Here is a 17,414-nt window from a genome sequence, read left to right on the forward strand (position 1 = left end):
TTCGTCTCCGGCCCCGTGCTTGAGCGCTTCGCGCGGTTGGCCGCGCTGCCGCCGGGCGGCGGCGACCCTGCCCTTGGCGGGGGGCCGAAAAGTGCGCTAGGTTGCCCTGGCAACCCGCAGGAGGTTCGACGATGCGCAAGTGGCAATGCGTGGTCTGTGGCTTCATCTACGACGAGGCCCTCGGCCTGCCCGAGGAGGGCATCGCCCCCGGCACCCGCTGGGAAGACATTCCCGCCGACTGGGTCTGCCCCGACTGCGGCGTGGGCAAGATCGACTTCGAGATGATCGAAATCGCCTGACAGGCCCCGCGAAACCCTGAATTCCACCGAGCCGGCCAGGGCCGCTCGGTCCCGTTCGATGTGGAGAATCCAATGAGCGAGAACGCACCGCTGGTGATCATCGGCACCGGCCTGGCCGGCTACAACCTGGCGCGCGAATGGCGCAAGCTGGACGCGGAAACCCCGCTGCTGCTGATCACCGCCGACGATGGCCGCTCCTACTCCAAGCCGATGCTCTCCACCGGCTTCTCCAAGAACAAGGACGCCGACGGCCTGGCCATGGCCGAGCCGGGCGCCATGGCCGAGCAGCTGAAGGCGCGCATCCTCACCCACACCCGCGTCACCGGCATCGACCCGGGGCACAAGCGCATCTGGATCGGCGAGGAACAGGTCGAGTATCGCGACCTGGTGCTGGCCTGGGGCGCCGAGACCATCCGCGTGCCGGTGCAGGGCGACGCCCTGGACGCCATCTTCCCGATCAACGACCTGGAGGACTACGCGCGCTTCCGCGCCGCAGCCGCCGGCAAGCGCCGCGTGCTGCTGCTGGGCGCCGGCCTGATCGGCTGCGAGTTCGCCAACGACCTGTCCGCCGGCGGCTACCGGATCGACGTGGTCGCGCCCTGCGAGCAGGTCATGCCCGGCCTGCTGCACCCAGCCGCCGCGGCGGCCGTGCAGGCCGGCCTGGAGGGCCTGGGCGTGCGCTTCCACCTGGGCCCGGTGCTCAACCGCCTGGAGCGCGCCGGCGAAGCCCTGGAGGCGCACCTGTCGGACGGCCAGGTGATCCCCTGCGACCTGGTGGTCTCGGCCGTCGGCCTGCGCCCGCGCATCGACCTGGCCGCCGAGGCGGGCCTGGAGGTCAACCGCGGCGTGGTGGTGAACCGCGAGCTGCGCACCTCCCACGCCAACATCTACGCCCTGGGCGACTGCGCCGAGGTCGACGGCCTCAACCTGCTCTACGTGATGCCGCTGATGAGCTGCGCCCGCGCCCTGGCCCAGACCCTGGCGGGCAAGCCGACGGCGGTGGCCTACGGCCCCATGCCGGTCACCGTGAAGACCCCGGTGTGCCCGCTGGTGGTCTCGCCGCCGCCGCGCGGCAGCGATGGCCAGTGGCTCGTGGAAGGCTCTGGCGCGGACCTCAAGGTGCTGTGCCGGGATACCGCCGGTCGCTTGCTCGGTTACGCCCTGACTGGCGCGGCAGTCGGTGAAAAACTCTCGCTGAACAAGGAGTTGCCGGCACTTCTGGCTTGAAAGTCCTCGGTTATGGCGTTTCCGTCATGGGAATGTATCCGCAAATTGTCTGACGATACTGGCGTACCAGCTTGCGGCGTGCCATCCTCCCCCCGTCTGCCGCAGCCTAGAGCCTGTAGGGCCTGGGCCGCGGTGCCTTAGGCGCTGTTGGGAAGACAGCACGGACACAAAAACAACAAACCGTCAAAGAGGCATCTATGCGTAAACCAGAACTCGCCGCCGCGATCGCCGAAAAGGCCGACCTCACCAAAGAACAAGCCAACAAGGTGCTGAACGCGCTGCTGGATGAGATCACCGGCGCGCTGAACCGCAAAGACAGCGTCACCCTCGTTGGTTTCGGCACCTTCATCCAGCGCCACCGTGGCGCCCGCACCGGCAAGAACCCGCAGACCGGCCAGCCGGTGAAGATCAAGGCCAGCAATACCGTCGCCTTCAAGCCGGGCAAGGCCCTGAAGGACGCTGTCAACTAAGGCTGTTCCCAGCCCCGGAGCCCATGCGGCTCCGGGCTACCAAACGGTTACATTTCCCTTCGAAAGTACGGATGTAGTCCTTTCTCGATCCCGCTACAATGCGCAGCCATCTGTCTCGAACGCGTCGAGGTCTGTGCATGAAATTCCGTCTTCTGTTGTGGTTCCTCGGCCGTATGATGGCCAGGTCCTCGCGCGACAACCCGGCCTTCCGCAAGCAGCTCGAAGGCAAGGACCTGGTGTTCCAGCTGCACAGCCTGGACGGCAAGGTCGCCCGCCACTACATCGTCCACGACCAACGCGTCAGCGCCCGCCGCGGCGTGCACCCGCAGCCGGCCTTCGCCATCGGCTTCCGCGACAGCGCCTACGGCTTCGCCACCCTCACCTCGAAGAACCCGCAGCTGGCCTTCATGCAGGGCATCCAGAACAAGGACATCCAGATCCAGGGCAACCCGGCGCTGGTGATCTGGTTCCAGGGCCTGGTGAAGTACCTCAAGCCGAAGAAGAAGGCCGCGGCCAAGGCGGTGGAGAAAGAAGCGGCCTAAGGCCATGCCCCTGTAGGCGCGCCCTGCGCGCGAATCGCGGACGGAGTCCGCTCCTACGGTTCACCATGACGCACGGTATCCTCCTGTAGGAGCGGACCTTGTCCGCGATAGCCGGACATATCGGCGCGGATCGCGGATGAGATCCGCTCCTACGCTGCGCCACCCGCACCGTTCCCATGTAGGAGTGCGCCCTGCGCGCGAAATCGCGGGCAGGGCCCGCTCCTACAGGTCTGTCCGCGATGGCCAATGGCGGACACGAAAAAGCCGCTTCCCCGAAAGGAGGCGGCTTTTTTCATTTCCGCAGCCAGATCAGTGCGGGCTGTTCATCTGCGAGGCCAGCTCGCGCAGCACGGCTTCGGCGTCCAGTACCTTGCGCACCGCGTCCTCGGCCCTTTCCCGGGGGATGTCCAGGCGGTCGAGCAGGGCCTGCGGCACGCCCTGCTGCGGGCCGCTGCCGATGCCGTTCTGGCGCAGCAGGCGGGTGGCCAGGCACACCAGGTTGGCGTAGGCGGCGTTGGGGCCGGCGTAGTCCGGGTCGTGCTGGAAGCGCAGGGCGGTGTAAATCTCTTCCGGCATGTCCCAGGCGCGCATCAGCCAGGCGCCGATCTGCTCGCGGGTGATGCCCAGCAGGTGCTGTTCCACCAGGTCGTGGGGCACGTGGGGGTTGACCTCCAGGTGGCGGCAGATCAGCGAGAAGTGCGGCGGGAAGATGTGCGCCAGGACCAGGTAGCCGATGCTGTGCAGCAGCCCGCCGAGGTAGGTCAGGCCGGCTTCCGGGCGTTCGGCGCGGGGTACGGCGCGGGTCAGGCCCTCGATCACCGCGGCGGTGTAGATCGCCTGCTGCCAGTAGGGCGTGGCGTGCTGCGGCTGGTCCTTGGGCAGGCTCAGGGTCTTGCCCAGGGCCAGGCCGAGGGCCAGGTTGATCACCAGGTCGAAGCCCAGCACGCGGACGATGGCGTCTTCCACCGAGCGGATCTTGCCCGGCGCGGCGTAGTAGGGCGAGGCGGCCCAGCTGACCACCTGGGCGGCCAGCGCCGGGTCGGTCTCGACCACGCCGGTGATGTCGTCCACGGTGGCGTTGGGGTCCACCCGCAGCTTGATGATCTTCTGCGCGGTCTTGGGCAGCGGCGGGATCTCGATGGTCTCTTCCAGGCGCTGCTGGATGCGCCGCGCGGTGAAGGCCTGCACCGCCTGGGTGATCTCGGCGCGGTCGTCGTTGGGGCGGTCGAGGTTCGGCCGGATCTGCTCCAGGGGCACGCCGAAGCGCGCCGCGCTGGCCTTCTCCAGCAACTGGCGGAAGTCGCCGGTGGCGATCTCCAGCAGGGTGCCGGGGTTGCCGGACTCGATCAGCAGCTGCGGCTCCTGCAGCAGGCGCTCGTCGTACAGGCAGGGCGAGCTGGTCAGCGGCGGCAGCGCCGGCAGGCGGCTGAGCTGGTGCTTGCCGAGCATGCGTTCCAGGCGCTCGGGCTTGATCGCCAGCAGCTTGCGCCCGGTCAGTTCGGTGAGGCGGTTGAGGTCCAGCAACTGGTTCTGCGGGAAGAGCACCAGCAGGGTGCCCACCGAGTCTTCCAGCAGGCTCGCCTGCACGCGGCGCGCGCTCGGCAGTTGGTCGCTGTCGGGCAGCTCGCGGCAGGGCACGCCGAGGCGGCCGAGCAACTGGAGGATGACCGAGGGGGCGGGGAGGGCTTCGGCGAGTGCGGCTTCGCTCATGGGCTTTGTGATCCGGTTAGCAACTGCTGCCGGGAGTATACCCAGCGGCTATTCGTGACTGGCCAGTCATCCGACCGGTGAAATTGAAGCGGGTCACACTTGGCCGTATTGCTGGCCGTGTCGGAGCCAGCGCTCCAGCAGCGGGCCGACGTGCTGCGGCCAGCGCGCCAGCAGGGCCTGGGCGGCGTCGCGCACCGCCGGCAGCAGGTCGGCGTCGCGCATCAGGTCCGCGACCTTGAACTGTAGCAGACCGGTCTGCCGCGTCCCGAGCATCTCGCCGGGGCCGCGCAGCTCCAGGTCGCGCTCGGCGATGACGAAGCCGTCGCAGGTCTCGCGCATGATCGCCAGGCGCTCGCGGCCGATCTGCGACAGCGGCGGGTGGTAGAGCAGCACGCAGTGGCTCGCCGCGCTGCCCCGGCCCACGCGCCCGCGCAGCTGGTGCAGCTGAGCCAGGCCGAGGCGCTCGGGGTTCTCGATGATCATCAGGCTGGCGTTGGGCACGTCCACGCCGACCTCGATCACCGTGGTCGCCACCAGCAGCTGCAGCAGGCCTTCCTTGAAGGCCTCCATCACCGTGGCCTTCTCCGCCGGCTTCATGCGCCCGTGGATCAGGCCCACGCGCAGCTCGCCGAGGGCCGAGGCGAGCTCCTCGTAGGTGGTCTCGGCGGCCTGGCAGGTGAGTTCCTCGGATTCCTCGATCAGCGTGCACACCCAGTAGGCCTGGCGGCCTTCGCGGCAGGCGGCGCGGACGCGCTCGATCACCTCGATGCGGCGGCTGTCGGCGACCAGCACGGTGTTCACCGGGGTGCGCCCGGGCGGCAGCTCGTCGAGGATCGAGGTGTCCAGGTCGGCGTAGGCGCTCATCGCCAGGGTCCGCGGGATGGGCGTGGCGGTCATGATCAGCTGGTGCGGGCAGAGCCGGCCGTCGATGCCCTTCTGGCGCAGGGCCAGGCGCTGCTGCACGCCGAAGCGGTGCTGCTCGTCGATGATCACCAGGGCCAGGCGCTTGAATTTCACCTCGTCCTGGAACAGCGCGTGGGTGCCGACCACCATGGGCACGCCGGCGGCGATCTGCTCCAGCGCGGCGGCGCGCGCCTTGCCCTTGAGCTTGCCGGCCAGCCAGGCGACCTCGATGCCCAGCGGCTGCATCCACTTGCTGAAGTTGAGGTAGTGCTGCTCGGCGAGGATTTCCGTGGGCGCCATCAGCGCCACCTGGTAGCCGGCCTCCAGGGCCTGCAGCGCGGCCAGGGCGGCGACCACCGTCTTGCCTGCTCCGACGTCGCCCTGCACCAGGCGCAGCATGGGTTCGGGCTGCGCCAGGTCGTAGGCGATCTCGGCGCCCACGCGCTGCTGCGCGCCGGTGGGGGCGAAGCCGAGGTTGGCCAGGAAGCGCTGCGGCAGTTTCTTCGCCGGCGGCAGTTCGGGCGCGTGCTGGGCGCGCAGGCTCTCGCGCAGGCGCTGCAGCGACAGCTGGTGCGTCAGCAGCTCCTCGAAGGCCAGGCGGTGCTGGGCCCAGTGGCGGCCCTCGGCCAGTTCTTCCAGGTTGGCGTCCGGCGGCGGCCGGTGCAGGTAGCGGATGGCTTCGTCGAGGGGCGCCAGGCGGTAGTCGCGGGCCAGCTCCTCGGGCAGCCAGTCGGGCAGGCTGTTCGGCCCCAGGCGCGCCAGGGCCTGCTGGCTGAGGGTGCGCAGGCGCTGCTGGGTGAGGCCCTCGGTGGTCGGGTAGATGGGCGTCAGGGTCTGTTCCACCGGGGCCGGCGTGGCGTCGTTCAGCGCGCGGTACTCGGGGTGGTAGATCTCCAGGCCCGAGGCGCCGGGGCGGGCCTCGCCGTAGCAGCGCAGGTGGGTGCCGCGCTTGAGGCCTTCCTTCTGCGCCTGGCTGAAGTGGTAGAAGCGCAGGCTCAGGGTGCCGCTGCCGTCCTGCAGGCGCACCAGCAGGCTGCGGCGCTTGCCCATGACCACGTCGGCGCCGGAGACCACACCCTCGACCACCGCGTCCTGGCCCGGGCGCAGCGCGCCTATGGGGGTGACGCGGGTGCGGTCCTGGTAGCGCAGCGGCAGATGGAAGAGGATGTCCTGGAGGTTCTCCAGGCCCACCCGCGCCAGCTTTTCCTCCAGCGCGGCGCCGACGCCCTTGAGCGCCGTGACCGGAACGTTGGCCAGCTCGGTCATGCCGGTTGGGCGTCGCCCTTGGCGGTCGGCCGGGCCACCGAGCACAGGCGGATGGAGTCGGCCAGCACCTCGATGGCGCGCGGCCGCGGGAAGCTGGCGCGCCAGGCGATGGCCACGGTGCGCAGCGGCGCCGGCGCGGTGAACGGGCGGATCTCGATCACCCCGGGGGCGTAGTGGTGGCTGTCCACCGCCGAGAACGGCAGCACCGACACGCCCAGGCCGGAGGCGACCATGTGGCGGATGGTCTCCAGCGAGCTGGATTCCACGGTGGTATGGCGGTTCTCCTCGCCCTTGCGGGTGGTCGGGCAGGCTTCCAGCACCTGGTCGCGGAAGCAGTGGCCCTCGCCGAGCAGCAGCAGGCTCTTGTCGTTGAGCATCTCGGCGTCGATGGTCTGCCGGGCGGTCCATGGGTGGTCGGCCGGCATCAGCACGTAGAAGGGCTCGTCGAACAGCGGCAGGGTGAGGACATCGGCCTCCTGGAACGGCAGGGCGATGATGATCGCGTCCAACTCGCCGGTGCGCAGCTTGTCGCGCAGGATGTGGGTGAAGTTCTCCTCGATGTACAGCGGCATCTGCGGCGCCACCCGGTGCAGCTGCGGGATCAGGTGCGGGAACAGGTACGGGCCGATGGTGTAGATGGCGCCGACCTTCAGCGGCGAGGTCAGCTGGTTCTTGCCGGCCTGGGCCAGCTCGCGGATGCCCTGGGCCTGCTCCAGCACCTTCTGCGCCTGGGCGACGATGCCTTCGCCCACCGGGGTGAGGCGCACCGCGCTCTTGCTGCGCTCGAAGATCAGCACGCCGAGTTCGTCCTCGAGCTTCTTCACGCCGACCGACAGGGTCGGCTGGCTGACGTGGCAGCGCTCGGCGGCGCGGCCGAAATGCTGCTCCTGGGCGAGCGTGACGATGTAGCGCAGTTCGGTGAGGGTCATGGCGACTAATCCGTTGAGTTGGGCCAAGCATAGCGGCTGCGCGGTTGCGAACCAACCGCGCTAAACTCCGGGGCCCTGTCTTTAGGAGGCGAAGATGTCCGCGAATGTTCTGATCGCCGGTTGCGGCGACGTCGGCAGCCGCCTCGGCCGCCAGTTGGCCGCCGATGGCTGGCGCGTGTACGGGCTGCGCCGCGATATCACCGCGCTGCCCGCGGGCATCCTGCCGGTGGCCGGCGACCTGGGCGGCGTCGACTGCCCGCCGGCCTGGCCCGAGGGCGAACTGGACTACCTGGTGTACGCCGCCGCCGCTACCCAGCATGACGAGGCCGGCTACCGCGCCGCCTACGTCGAGGGCCTGCGCCACTGCCTGGGCTGGCTGCGCCAGCGCGGGCAGCGGCCGAAACGGCTGCTGTTCGTCTCCAGCAGCGGCGTCTATGCCCAGGCGGACGGCGAGTGGATCGACGAGACCTCGCCGGCCGAGGCGCAGCAATATTCGGGGCGGGTCATGCTGGAGGCCGAGCGCGTGGCGCTGGACAGCGACATCCCCGCGAGCGTGGTGCGCCTGACCGGCATCTACGGCCCCGGCCGCGAGTGGCTGCTCAGGCAGGTGCGCGAAGGCTACCGGGTGGCCGTCGAGCCGCCGCTGTACGCCAATCGCATCCACGCCGAGGACGCCGCCGGGCTGCTGGCCTGCCTGCTGCGCGCCGATGCCGCGGGCAAGCGCCTGGAAGACTGCTACATCGGCGTGGACGATGCCCCGGCGCCACTGGCCGAGGTGCTGGACTACCTGCGCGGGCTCATGGGCATCGCGCATTGGGCGGATGAGCAGAGCGTGCGCCGCACCGGCAGCAAGCGCTGCAGCAATGCCCGCGCCAGGGCGCTGGGCTGGGTGCCGCGCTATCCGAGCTACCGCGAGGGCTACGCCGCCATCCTCGCCGGGCGCGAGGACTGAAGTGGACGCCAACCGGCTGCTGGCGCGCCCCTGGCTGCCCGGGGTGGAGCTGTTCCACGCGGACTTCTCCGGCCAGCCGTTCGGCCGCCACAGCCACGACGCCTTCGCCATCGGCGCCATCCTCCAGGGCGCCGGCGGCTACCAGTGCCGCGGCGCGCGCCACGTGCTGCCGGCCGGCACCCTGTCGCTGATGAACCCGGAGGAGCCGCACACCGGCAATGCCGAAAGCGAGCGCCTGGTCTACCGCATGCTCTACATCGAGGAGTCGCGGCTGCTGCCGCTGCTGGGGCGCAAGCAGCTGCCACGCGGCTTCCAGGAACTGAACCCGGGCGACGACGGCCGCGTCGCGCAAGCCCTGGCGTGGGTGGCCGGCGAATTCGAGCGCAACGACGCGCTGGGCCTGGAAAGCGAGCTGCTGGCATTGCTGGAGTTGGTCTTCGTGCGCCACGGCGGCATGCGCCCGGCGACACCGGCGACACCGGCGAGCCGCGACGGCGGCGTCACCGCGCGGCTGCGCGACTACCTGGAAGGCCACTACCGCGAGGCGGTGAGCCTGGAGCAACTGGCTGCCCTGGTGCAGCGCCACCCGCGCCACCTGATAGAGAGTTTCCGCCGCGCCTACGGCGTGCCGCCGCACACCTACCTGCTGCAGCGCCGGGTGCGCGAGGCCAAGCGCCTGCTGGTGGAGGGCGCCACGCCCATCGAGGCGGCGCTGGAGCTGGGCTTCTGCGACCAGGCGCATTTCTCCACTACCTTCCGCCGCTTCACCGGGGTCACCCCGGGGCGTTTCCGCAGCGCCACGCGCACCTGAGTTTCCTACAAGACCGCCGCCGCGACGCCTGGCCAGACTGGCTTCCCGCCACTTCCGGGAGAACGCCATGTTCGCCGCCTTCGCGCTGGTCGCCAGCACCCACTTCGCCGCCCTGCTGTCGCCGGGGCCGGACTTCTTCCTGCTGATCCGCGCCGCCTTGCTGCGCGGCCGCCGCCACGCCGACGGCTGCGCCAGCGGCATCGCCCTGGCCAACCTGGCGAGCATGGGGCTGGTGCTGCTGGTCCTCGGCCAGTTGCCCGACCTGGCGAACCACGGCCTGCGGGCGGTGCAGCTGCTGGGCGGGGCCTACTTCGTCTGGCTGGGCGCCCAGGCCGTGCTGGCCCGGCGCGAACTGGAGATGCCGGGGGAATCCGCAGGGCAAGGCACCGGAGGCTTCTTCCGTGGCTTGCGCGAGGGCTTCCTGGCCAGCAGCCTGAACCCCAAGCTGCCGATCTTCTACACCGGGCTGTTCGGCGTGCTCGGGCCTTTCCACCTGCCAGCCTGGGCGCTCGGGGCGTGCGTGCTGTGGATGGGCGCGGTGGTGCTGCTCTGGGACCTGGCGCTGGTGCGCCTGCTCGACCGGCGGCGCTGGCGCGGCTGGCTGCAGCGCCGGGTGCGCACGCTGGACCGCGCCTGTGGCGCCCTGCTGCTGGCGCTGGGCGGCTGGTTGCTGTGGCTGGGCGTGCGCTGAAGGCGCTGCGCGGGGCGGCGCCGTGGGTTCAGTCGCGTTCCAGCAGCCAGACGCGCTTGCCCGGGGCGTATTCGGGCATCTCGTCGGCCTGGGCACGGTTCACCGCTTCGAAGAGCTCCAGCTTGTCGTCCTCGCGCTGGAACAGGTACTCGCGGCCCTGGCGGCCCTGCTGCAGCCAGATGCTGTCGCTGTCGCCGCTCATGGCGGCGCAGTCGCCGGCCAGGCACAGGGCGTAGCGGTCGGCCCCGGGCATGCCCTCGACGCGGCCGTCGGCCTGGAAGGTCACCTTGGCGCCTTGGCCCTGGCCCTCCTGGATCACCCAGGTGCCCTTGAGGAAGCTGCCGTACAGGGCGCGCTGGAAGCTGGCGCCGATGGGCGCCTGGGCCTGCTGTTCGGGGCGGGCGAAGCGCTGTTCCGGCCAGTTCTCGCTGCCCACCTGCACCAGTTGCTTGCCGTCCACCGCCAGCGCTTCCTGCTTGCTGCCGTAGAAGGCCACCTGCCAGTGCTTCTTGTCCGCCGGGTCCTGGCTCAGCTGGCCTTCGCCCTGTTCGAAGCCGTTGCTGTAGGTGGCCTGCTGGTTCCTGGTGTCGAGCCGCCATTCCAGGTTGGGGCCGTAGGCCAGCAGCGCTTCGCGCAGCTTGCCGCTCTTGCTGGCGGCGTCGATGGCGGCCTGGTTGATCCAGGTGCCGGACGGATCGGGGGTGCCGGCGCAGCCGGTCAGCAGGCCAAGCAGGGCGCTCAGGACGAGGGCGCGACGCATGCGGGTGCTCCTTGCGGACGAACGGGGAAAAACGAACGGGGCCGCGAGGGCCCCGTTCGGGAGGAGAGGATCACTCCAGGACGACGATGGCGTCCATCTCGACCTGGGCGCCCTTGGGCAGGGCGGCCACGCCGATGGCGGCGCGCGCCGGGTAGGGCTGGGTGAAGTAGCGGCCCATGATCTCGTTGACCTTGGCGAAGTGCGACAGGTCGGTGAGGAAGATGTTCAGCTTGGCCACGTCGTGCAGGTAGCCGCCGGAGGCCTCGATCACCGCCTTGAGGTTCTCGAACACCTGCACGGTCTGCTCCTCGAAGCCCTCGACCAGTTCCATGGTCTGCGGGTTCAGCGGGATCTGGCCGGAGACGTAGACGGTGTTGCCGGCCTTGATCGCCTGGGAGTAGGTGCCGATGGCCGCGGGGGCCTTGTCGGTGTGGATAACGGTCTTGGTCATGTCGACTCCTTGCGAGGGGTGGGATCAGCTGCGCACGCGGGTGATCCGGACCACCCCCTTGAGCGCGCGCAGCTTCTTGATGACGCGGGCCAGGTGCACGCGGTCGTGTACGCTGACCACCAGTTGGACCACGCTGACGCGACCGTCGCGCTCGTCCATGCTGATCTTCTCGATGTTGCCGTCGGCGGCGTTGACGCTGGTCGCCAGCAAAGCGATCAGGCCGCGCTGGTGTTCCAGCTCGACGCGCAGCTCGACGTTGAACTCGCCGGTGACATCCTTGGCCCAGCTGAGCTGGATGCATTTTTCCGGGTTGTTGCGGATTTCGCTGATGTTCTTGCAGCTTTCCAGGTGCACCACCATGCCCTTGCCGGCCGACAGGTGGCCGACGATGGGGTCGCCGGGGATCGGCGTGCAGCACTTGGCGTAGCTCAGCACCAGGCCCTCGGTGCCGCGGATCGCCAGCGGCCCCTCGGCGTTGGTGGCGGCGGCGTTGCCTTCGCTGGAGAGCAGGCGGCGGGCGACCACGTAGGCCATGCGGTTGCCCAGGCCGATTTCTTCGAGCAGGTCCTCGAAGACTTCCATGCGGTACTCGTTGAGCACGCCCTGGATGCGTTCGGCGGGGATTTTCTCCAGGTGGCTGTCGAAGCCGGCGAGGGTCTTGTTCAGCAGGCGCTCGCCGAGGCTGATGGACTCGGAGCGGCGTTGCTGCTTGAGCGCATGGCGGATGTGCGTGCGCGCCTTGCCGGTGACCACGAAGTTGAGCCAGGCCGGGTTCGGCCGGGTGCCCGGCGCGGTGACGATCTCCACCGTCTGGCCGCTTTGCAGCGGCTCGGACAGCGGCGCCAGGCGGCGGTTGATGCGGCAGGCGATGCAGCTGTTGCCGACGTCTGTGTGCACCGCGTAGGCGAAGTCCACCGCCGTGGAGCCCTTGGGCAGCTCCATGATGCGGCCCTTGGGCGTGAAGATGTAGACCTCGTCCGGGAACAGGTCGATCTTCACGTTCTCGATGAATTCCAGCGAGTTGCCGGCGCGCTGCTGCAGTTCGAGGATGCCCTTGACCCACTGGCGGGCGCGGGCGTGGGTGCCTTTCTGCACCTCGTCCTCGTTGGACTTGTACAGCCAGTGCGCGGCGATGCCGTGGTTGGCCATCTCTTCCATCTCGCGGGTGCGGATCTGGATCTCGATGGGCACGCCGTGCATGCCGAACAGGGTGGTGTGCAGCGACTGGTAGCCGTTGGCCTTGGGAATCGCGATGTAGTCCTTGAAGCGGCCGGGGAACGGCTTGTACAGGTTGTGCACGGCGCCGAGCACGCGGTAGCAGGTGTCGACCTTGTCGACGATGATGCGGAAGGCGTAGACGTCCATGATCTCGTTGAACGCCTTGCGCTTGCCGCGCATCTTCTTGTAGATGCTGAACAGGTGCTTCTCGCGGCCCAGCACCTGGCCTTCCATGCCTTCGCGGGCGAGGCAGTTGACCAGCGATTCCTGGATCTTGCCGACGATCTCGCGGCGGTTGCCGCGGGCCTTCTTGACCGCCTGGCGGATGCGCTCGGAGCGCATCGGGTGCATGGCCTTGAAGCCCAGGTCCTCGAATTCCACGCGCATGCTGTGCATGCCCAGGCGGTTGGCGATGGGCGCGTAGATTTCCAGGGTTTCCTTGGCGATGCGCCGGCGCTTCTCGCCGGACAGCACTTCCAGGGTGCGCATGTTGTGCAGGCGGTCGGCCAGCTTGACCAGGATCACGCGGATGTCGCGGGCCATGGCCATGGCCATCTTCTGGAAGTTCTCGGCCTGGGCCTCGGCCTTGGACTCGAAGTTCATCTGGGTCAGCTTGCTGACCCCGTCCACCAGTTCCGAGACGGTCTCGCCGAACTGCGCGGTGAGCGCTTCTTTGGCGATGCCAGTGTCCTCGATCACGTCGTGCAGCATGGCCGCCATCAGGCTCTGATGGTCCATGTGCATGTCGGCGAGGATGTTGGCGACGGCGAGCGGATGGGTGACGTAGGCCTCGCCGCTGCGGCGGCGCTGCCCGTCATGGGCCTGCTCGGCGTAGTAGTACGCACGGCGGACCAGGTTGACCTGGTCCGGGCCGAGGTAGCTCGAGAGCCGGTCGGCGAAGGCGTCTATGCTCGGCAAGGCATCACCCCCTGCCGAGTGGACGGCGCCTGTGGTCGTCGGCCGGTCATCGAATTACAGGGCCTCGTTGTTGGCCTCGTCCTCGAAGGCGGCGAACAGCGGTTCTTCTTCAACCACGTCCTCCTGCTGAACGACTTCAGCATCGACCAGGCCGGAAGCGATCTCGCGCAGGGCGACCACGGTGGGCTTGTCGTTTTCCCAGGCTACCTTCGGCTCCTTGCCGCCGGTGGCCAGCTGGCGCGCGCGCTTGGTGGCGAGCATGACCAGCTCGAAACGGTTATCGACGTTGTCCAGGCAGTCTTCGACGGTGACGCGGGCCATGGTGTTCCTCGTTGCGGAAAAATGGAGCCCGGGTTTCCGGGCGGACTGAATAGTCTAAAAAATCGCCAATCTTTATGGAAGGGCCGTTTGTTATGCCGACGGCTGCAACAACTCGCCGAGCAACCGCTCGTGGCGCTTCTGCTGGGCGTCCTGGCGCAGCTGGCGGGCCCGGAAGATCGACTTGAGGTCTTCCAGAGCATGGGCGAAATCGTCGTTGATCACCAGATGATCGTACTCGACGTAGTGACTCATTTCGTTGACCGCCTCGTACATGCGCCGCTCGATCACCTCGTCGCTGTCCTGGCCGCGGTTGGTCAGGCGCTGGCGCAGGGCGTGCTGGCTCGGCGGGAGGATGAAGATCGACTGCGCGTGGGGCATCAGCCGGCGCACCTGCTGGGCGCCCTGCCAGTCGATCTCCAGGATCAGGTCGAGGCCTTCCTCGAGGGTCTTTTCCACCCAGCGCTGCGAGGTGCCGTAGAGGTTGCCGAAGACTTCCGCGTGCTCGAGGAACTCGTCGCGCTCGAGCATGGCGGTGAAAGTGTCGCGGCCGACGAAATGATAGTTCACCCCGTCCACCTCGCCCGGGCGCATGCCGCGAGTGGTGTGGGAGACCGAGACGCGTACGCTGGGCATGGCCTCAAGCAGCGACTTCACCAGGCTGGTCTTGCCGGCGCCGGAAGGCGCGGAAACGATGTAGAGGGTGCCGGACATGGCTGAATCCTGGGGCTATGGGTGGAAAGCGAGCGTGCGGCTCACTCGATATTCTGGACCTGCTCGCGCATCTGTTCGATGAGCACCTTGAGGTTCACCGCGGCCTGGGTCGAGCGCGGGTCGAAGGCCTTGGAGCCGAGGGTGTTGGCCTCGCGGTTGAGCTCCTGCATGAGGAAGTCCAGGCGGCGGCCGGCGGCGCCGCCGGCCTTGAGCACGCGGCGCACCTCGGCGACGTGGGTGCTCAGGCGGTCGAGTTCCTCGGCGACGTCGCTCTTCTGCGCCAGCAGGACCATTTCCTGCTCCAGGCGCTGCGGGTCGGCTTCCAGCTTCAGTTCGGCGAAGCGGTCGAGGATCTTCTGGCGCTGGTTGCCGAGCATCTGCGGCACCAGTTCGCGCAGGTTGGCCACTTCTTCCTGCATGGCGCCCAGGCGCTCGTCGATGATCCGCGCAAGCTCGGCGCCTTCGCGGGCGCGGCCGGCCTTGAGCTCGTCCAGGGCCTGGTTGAAGGCGGCCATGGCCTCGGCGTTGAGCGCCTGTGGGTCGGCGGCGTCGCCCACCAGCACGCCCGGCCAGGCCAGCACGGCCAGCGGGTCGATCGGCGCCGGCTGCTTGATCAGCGCGGCCACGCCCTCGGCGGCGCCCACCAGTTGCGCGGCGCGCTCGCGGTCGACCTGCAGCGGCTTGCCGGCGGTGTCTTCGTTGAAGCGCAGGGTGCATTCCACCTTGCCGCGCGACAGGCCCTGGCGCAGCGCCTCGCGCACCGGGCCCTCGAGGTCGCGGAAGCTTTCCGGCAGGCGCAGGTTCGGCTCCAGGTAGCGGTGGTTCACCGAGCGCAGTTCCCAGCTCAGGGTCCCATTGGTCGCGGCCCGTTCGACGCGGGCGAAGGCGGTCATGCTGTGAACCATGGGGCTACCTCGTAGTGATTCGGCTGAGAGCCTGGTTACGACCTGCTGCGCGTCGGCATGACTGCGTTGAAAGCAGGCGAGTGATGCTCATTTAGCGGACTAAACTGCGCTCCCTCGCCTGCTTTCGCCTTGTCCTGCTCTAGCTCGCGAGATCGTAAACAGGCTCTGAAGCGATGAAATGTCATCGTGAACCGGCAATTGTACCCCAGCGCGGCGGGCCATCGCACGCCGGCGGTGGTTGCCGGCGGGCGCGGGCCTCTATAATGGCCGCCAGTATCCGTTCGAATCTCGCATAGGAAGTCTCGATGAACCGTCCCAGTGGCCGCGCCGCCGACCAGTTGCGCCCGATCCGCATCACCCGCCACTACACCAAGCATGCCGAAGGGTCGGTGCTGGTGGAGTTCGGCGACACCAAGGTGATCTGCACCGTCAGCGCCGAGGCCGGCGTGCCGCGCTTCCTCAAGGGCCAGGGGCAGGGCTGGCTGACCGCCGAGTACGGGATGCTGCCGCGCTCCACCGGCGAGCGCAACGCGCGCGAGGCCAGCCGCGGCAAGCAGGGCGGCCGCACCCTGGAGATCCAGCGCCTGATCGGCCGCTCGCTGCGCGCCGCGCTGGACCTGACCAAGCTGGGCGAGAACACCCTGTACATCGACTGCGACGTGATCCAGGCCGACGGCGGTACCCGCACCGCGTCCATCACCGGCGCCACCGTGGCGCTGATCGACGCCCTGGCGGTGCTGAAGAAGCGTGGCTCGCTCAAGGGCAACCCGCTCAAGCAGATGGTCGCCGCGGTGTCCGTGGGCATCTACCAGGGCGTGCCGGTGCTGGACCTGGACTACCTGGAGGACTCCGCCGCCGAGACCGACCTGAACGTGGTGATGACCGATGCCGGCGGCTTCATCGAGGTGCAGGGCACCGCCGAGGGCGAGCCATTCCGTCCGGCCGAGCTGAACGCCATGCTGGAGCTGGCGCAGCAGGGCATGCAGGAGCTGTTCGAGCTGCAGCGCGCCGCGCTGGCCGACTGACACGGGAGGGGCGGGGATGAACGACGAACTGCAGGTACGGCCGAGCCAGGAAGCACGGCAGTGGGCGATGTTCTGCCACTTCTCCGCCTTCCTCGGCCTAGTCTTCCCCTTCGGCAACCTGCTGGGCCCGCTGATCGTCTGGCAGATCAAGCGCGAGTCCGATCCCTTCGTCGACAGCCAGGGCAAGGAAGCGCTGAACTTCCAGATCACCGTCAGCCTGGCGATGCTGGTGAGCTTCTTCCTCTGCCTGCTGGTGATCGGCTTCCTGCTGCTGGCGCTGGTCTGCGCCGGCGCCCTGGTGCTGACGGTGATAGCGGGGGTCAAGGCCAACGAGGGCCGCGACTACCGCTATCCGTTCACCTGGAGGCCGATCAAATAGGCGGCAGGCTACAGGCGGCAGGCCACAGGCGAAAAGCGGTGGCCGGCGCAGGCTGGGCTCTTCGCTCCTGCCTGCAGCCTGCCGCCTGAAGCCTGCAGCTCGTCTTAAATGCTCAACGTCCAGTCGTAGTCGATGATCAGCGGCGCATGGCGCGAGAAGCGCGGCTGCCGCGGCAGCTTGGCGCTGCGCACGAAGCGGCGCAGACCCGGGGTGAGGATCTGGTAGTCGAAGCGCCAGCCCAGGTTCAGCATCTCGGCCTGCTCGCTGTCCGGCCACCAGCTGTACTGGTCGCCTTCGCGGTTCACTTCGCGCAGGGCGTCGACGTAGCCCATGTTGCCGAACACCTCGTCCATCCAGCCGCGCTCGGGCGCGAGGAAGCCGGGCATCTGCTGGCACTCGCGCCAGTTCTTCACGTCCAGCTTGTTGTGGGCCAGGTACAGCGACCCACAATAGATGTACTCGCGGCGCTTGCGGCGCTGCTTGTTCAGGTAGGCGGCGAAGTCTTCCATGAACTTGAACTTCTGGTTCAGGTTCTCGTCACCCTCCTGCCCGCTCGGCAGCAGGATGCTGGCAATACTCACCTTATCGAAATCGGCTTGCAGGTAGCGCCCGTAACGATCGGCCATCTCGAAACCCAGCCCGCTTATGACGGCCTTGGGTTGCAGACGACTATAGATTGCGACGCCACCCTGGCTGGGCACTTCTGCATCGCAGGCGTACAGGAAGTAGCCGTCCAGCTGGTAGGACGGGTCATCCAGATCGAAAGCGGAGGCGCGGGTATCCTGCAAGCAGATCACGTCGGCATTCTGGGCTTGCAACCAGCTGAGCAATCCCCGCTCGGCTGCAGCCTGAATACCATTCACGTTCACACTGATGATCCGCATAAATGGCCCCCAAAATCACGTGTGTGTATGATACCCGAGCTC

The 17,414-nt window shown here is 68.4% G+C and carries 19 protein-coding genes; 9 read left to right on the plus strand and 10 right to left on the minus strand.

Features of this window, described 5'->3' with window-relative positions; genetic code table 11:
* Positions 1–131: 131 nt before the first annotated feature.
* The 4 genes from VV867_RS16485 to VV867_RS16500 all read left to right on the plus strand — a co-directional run bounded on the left by VV867_RS16485 (position 132) and on the right by VV867_RS16500 (position 2,538).
* A complete protein-coding gene (locus tag VV867_RS16485; protein ID WP_009614171.1) occupies positions 132–299 on the plus strand; it encodes a rubredoxin in 168 nt (55 codons plus the stop codon).
* A gap of 72 nt (positions 300–371) precedes the next feature.
* Positions 372–1,526: an NAD(P)/FAD-dependent oxidoreductase gene (locus tag VV867_RS16490; protein WP_275628226.1), complete on the plus strand. Its 1,155-nt coding sequence runs from the start codon at positions 372–374 to the stop codon at positions 1,524–1,526.
* Positions 1,527–1,723: 197 nt separating this feature from the next.
* A complete protein-coding gene (locus VV867_RS16495) occupies positions 1,724–1,996 on the plus strand; it encodes an HU family DNA-binding protein (RefSeq protein ID WP_009614168.1) in 273 nt (90 codons plus the stop codon).
* Positions 1,997–2,133: 137 nt separating this feature from the next.
* Positions 2,134–2,538 (plus strand): helicase, encoded by a 405-nt coding sequence (locus VV867_RS16500; RefSeq protein ID WP_109937172.1) that lies wholly within the window; start codon positions 2,134–2,136, stop codon positions 2,536–2,538.
* Between the two features lie 309 nt (positions 2,539–2,847).
* Here the strand turns inward: VV867_RS16500 and VV867_RS16505 are convergent, their stop codons facing one another.
* From VV867_RS16505 to VV867_RS16515, 3 genes are all read right to left on the minus strand, one after another.
* Positions 2,848–4,248, minus strand: coding sequence for an aminoacyl-tRNA deacylase and HDOD domain-containing protein (locus VV867_RS16505; RefSeq protein WP_275628227.1), 1,401 nt, complete (start codon positions 4,246–4,248; stop codon positions 2,848–2,850).
* A gap of 93 nt (positions 4,249–4,341) precedes the next feature.
* Positions 4,342–6,417 (minus strand): ATP-dependent DNA helicase RecG, encoded by a 2,076-nt coding sequence (recG, locus tag VV867_RS16510; protein WP_275628228.1) that lies wholly within the window; start codon positions 6,415–6,417, stop codon positions 4,342–4,344.
* The gene (locus VV867_RS16515) at positions 6,414–7,346 is read right to left on the minus strand and encodes a hydrogen peroxide-inducible genes activator (RefSeq protein ID WP_089390735.1); all 933 of its coding nucleotides are present in this window, start codon (positions 7,344–7,346) and stop codon (positions 6,414–6,416) included. Before VV867_RS16515 ends, recG begins: the two co-directional genes overlap by 4 nt.
* Before the next feature lie 94 nt (positions 7,347–7,440).
* Here VV867_RS16515 and VV867_RS16520 point away from each other — a divergent pair, with 94 nt between their 5' ends.
* From VV867_RS16520 to VV867_RS16530, 3 genes are all read left to right on the plus strand, one after another.
* Positions 7,441–8,298, plus strand: coding sequence for an NAD-dependent epimerase/dehydratase family protein (locus VV867_RS16520; protein ID WP_328567013.1), 858 nt, complete (start codon positions 7,441–7,443; stop codon positions 8,296–8,298).
* Between the two features lies 1 nt (position 8,299).
* Entirely contained in the window at positions 8,300–9,109 is an 810-nt protein-coding gene (locus VV867_RS16525; RefSeq protein WP_328567014.1) for an AraC family transcriptional regulator, read from the plus strand.
* 67 nt (positions 9,110–9,176) lie between these two features.
* Complete coding sequence (locus VV867_RS16530; RefSeq protein ID WP_109937168.1) at positions 9,177–9,800, plus strand: LysE family translocator; 624 nt, start codon at positions 9,177–9,179, stop codon at positions 9,798–9,800.
* A 28-nt stretch (positions 9,801–9,828) separates the two neighbouring features.
* Here the strand turns inward: VV867_RS16530 and VV867_RS16535 are convergent, their stop codons facing one another.
* The 6 genes from VV867_RS16535 to VV867_RS16560 form a co-directional block, all read right to left on the minus strand.
* Complete coding sequence (locus tag VV867_RS16535) at positions 9,829–10,560, minus strand: hypothetical protein (RefSeq protein ID WP_109937167.1); 732 nt, start codon at positions 10,558–10,560, stop codon at positions 9,829–9,831.
* 70 nt (positions 10,561–10,630) lie between these two features.
* Positions 10,631–11,011, minus strand: coding sequence for a RidA family protein (locus tag VV867_RS16540; protein WP_089390740.1), 381 nt, complete (start codon positions 11,009–11,011; stop codon positions 10,631–10,633).
* 24 nt (positions 11,012–11,035) lie between these two features.
* The gene (spoT, locus tag VV867_RS16545) at positions 11,036–13,147 is read right to left on the minus strand and encodes a bifunctional GTP diphosphokinase/guanosine-3',5'-bis pyrophosphate 3'-pyrophosphohydrolase (protein ID WP_109937166.1); all 2,112 of its coding nucleotides are present in this window, start codon (positions 13,145–13,147) and stop codon (positions 11,036–11,038) included.
* 54 nt (positions 13,148–13,201) lie between these two features.
* Entirely contained in the window at positions 13,202–13,468 is a 267-nt protein-coding gene (gene rpoZ / locus VV867_RS16550; protein WP_009614145.1) for a DNA-directed RNA polymerase subunit omega, read from the minus strand.
* A 90-nt stretch (positions 13,469–13,558) separates the two neighbouring features.
* The gene (gene gmk, locus VV867_RS16555; RefSeq protein ID WP_275628232.1) at positions 13,559–14,179 is read right to left on the minus strand and encodes a guanylate kinase; all 621 of its coding nucleotides are present in this window, start codon (positions 14,177–14,179) and stop codon (positions 13,559–13,561) included.
* 41 nt (positions 14,180–14,220) lie between these two features.
* Positions 14,221–15,084: a YicC/YloC family endoribonuclease gene (locus VV867_RS16560; protein WP_328567015.1), complete on the minus strand. Its 864-nt coding sequence runs from the start codon at positions 15,082–15,084 to the stop codon at positions 14,221–14,223.
* A gap of 305 nt (positions 15,085–15,389) precedes the next feature.
* Here VV867_RS16560 and rph point away from each other — a divergent pair, with 305 nt between their 5' ends.
* Both rph and VV867_RS16570 read left to right on the plus strand, forming a co-directional pair.
* The gene (rph, locus tag VV867_RS16565; RefSeq protein ID WP_089390743.1) at positions 15,390–16,109 is read left to right on the plus strand and encodes a ribonuclease PH; all 720 of its coding nucleotides are present in this window, start codon (positions 15,390–15,392) and stop codon (positions 16,107–16,109) included.
* Positions 16,110–16,125: 16 nt separating this feature from the next.
* A complete protein-coding gene (locus tag VV867_RS16570) occupies positions 16,126–16,488 on the plus strand; it encodes a DUF4870 domain-containing protein (protein ID WP_109937163.1) in 363 nt (120 codons plus the stop codon).
* Positions 16,489–16,592: 104 nt separating this feature from the next.
* Here the strand turns inward: VV867_RS16570 and VV867_RS16575 are convergent, their stop codons facing one another.
* Positions 16,593–17,372, minus strand: a complete 780-nt coding sequence (locus tag VV867_RS16575; protein ID WP_009614136.1) for an exodeoxyribonuclease III — start codon at positions 17,370–17,372, stop codon at positions 16,593–16,595.
* Positions 17,373–17,414: the final 42 nt, after the last annotated feature.

This window comes from Pseudomonas sp. JH-2, from assembly GCF_036231725.1.
GTDB lineage: Bacteria > Pseudomonadota > Gammaproteobacteria > Pseudomonadales > Pseudomonadaceae > Pseudomonas > Pseudomonas delhiensis.

Coding starts and splice junctions, on each gene's coding strand:
- VV867_RS16530 (WP_109937168.1), top strand. CDS start 9,177: ATGTTCGCCGCCTTCGCGCTGGTCGCCAGCACCCACTTCGCCGCCCTG.
- VV867_RS16500 (WP_109937172.1), top strand. CDS start 2,134: ATGAAATTCCGTCTTCTGTTGTGGTTCCTCGGCCGTATGATGGCCAGG.
- rpoZ (WP_009614145.1), bottom strand. CDS start 13,468: ATGGCCCGCGTCACCGTCGAAGACTGCCTGGACAACGTCGATAACCGT.
- VV867_RS16485 (WP_009614171.1), top strand. CDS start 132: ATGCGCAAGTGGCAATGCGTGGTCTGTGGCTTCATCTACGACGAGGCC.
- VV867_RS16560 (WP_328567015.1), bottom strand. CDS start 15,084: ATGGTTCACAGCATGACCGCCTTCGCCCGCGTCGAACGGGCCGCGACC.
- VV867_RS16505 (WP_275628227.1), bottom strand. CDS start 4,248: ATGAGCGAAGCCGCACTCGCCGAAGCCCTCCCCGCCCCCTCGGTCATC.
- gmk (WP_275628232.1), bottom strand. CDS start 14,179: ATGTCCGGCACCCTCTACATCGTTTCCGCGCCTTCCGGCGCCGGCAAG.
- VV867_RS16515 (WP_089390735.1), bottom strand. CDS start 7,346: ATGACCCTCACCGAACTGCGCTACATCGTCACGCTCGCCCAGGAGCAG.
- VV867_RS16540 (WP_089390740.1), bottom strand. CDS start 11,011: ATGACCAAGACCGTTATCCACACCGACAAGGCCCCCGCGGCCATCGGC.
- recG (WP_275628228.1), bottom strand. CDS start 6,417: ATGACCGAGCTGGCCAACGTTCCGGTCACGGCGCTCAAGGGCGTCGGC.
- VV867_RS16575 (WP_009614136.1), bottom strand. CDS start 17,372: ATGCGGATCATCAGTGTGAACGTGAATGGTATTCAGGCTGCAGCCGAG.
- VV867_RS16495 (WP_009614168.1), top strand. CDS start 1,724: ATGCGTAAACCAGAACTCGCCGCCGCGATCGCCGAAAAGGCCGACCTC.
- rph (WP_089390743.1), top strand. CDS start 15,390: ATGAACCGTCCCAGTGGCCGCGCCGCCGACCAGTTGCGCCCGATCCGC.
- VV867_RS16570 (WP_109937163.1), top strand. CDS start 16,126: ATGAACGACGAACTGCAGGTACGGCCGAGCCAGGAAGCACGGCAGTGG.
- VV867_RS16520 (WP_328567013.1), top strand. CDS start 7,441: ATGTCCGCGAATGTTCTGATCGCCGGTTGCGGCGACGTCGGCAGCCGC.
- VV867_RS16535 (WP_109937167.1), bottom strand. CDS start 10,560: ATGCGTCGCGCCCTCGTCCTGAGCGCCCTGCTTGGCCTGCTGACCGGC.
- VV867_RS16490 (WP_275628226.1), top strand. CDS start 372: ATGAGCGAGAACGCACCGCTGGTGATCATCGGCACCGGCCTGGCCGGC.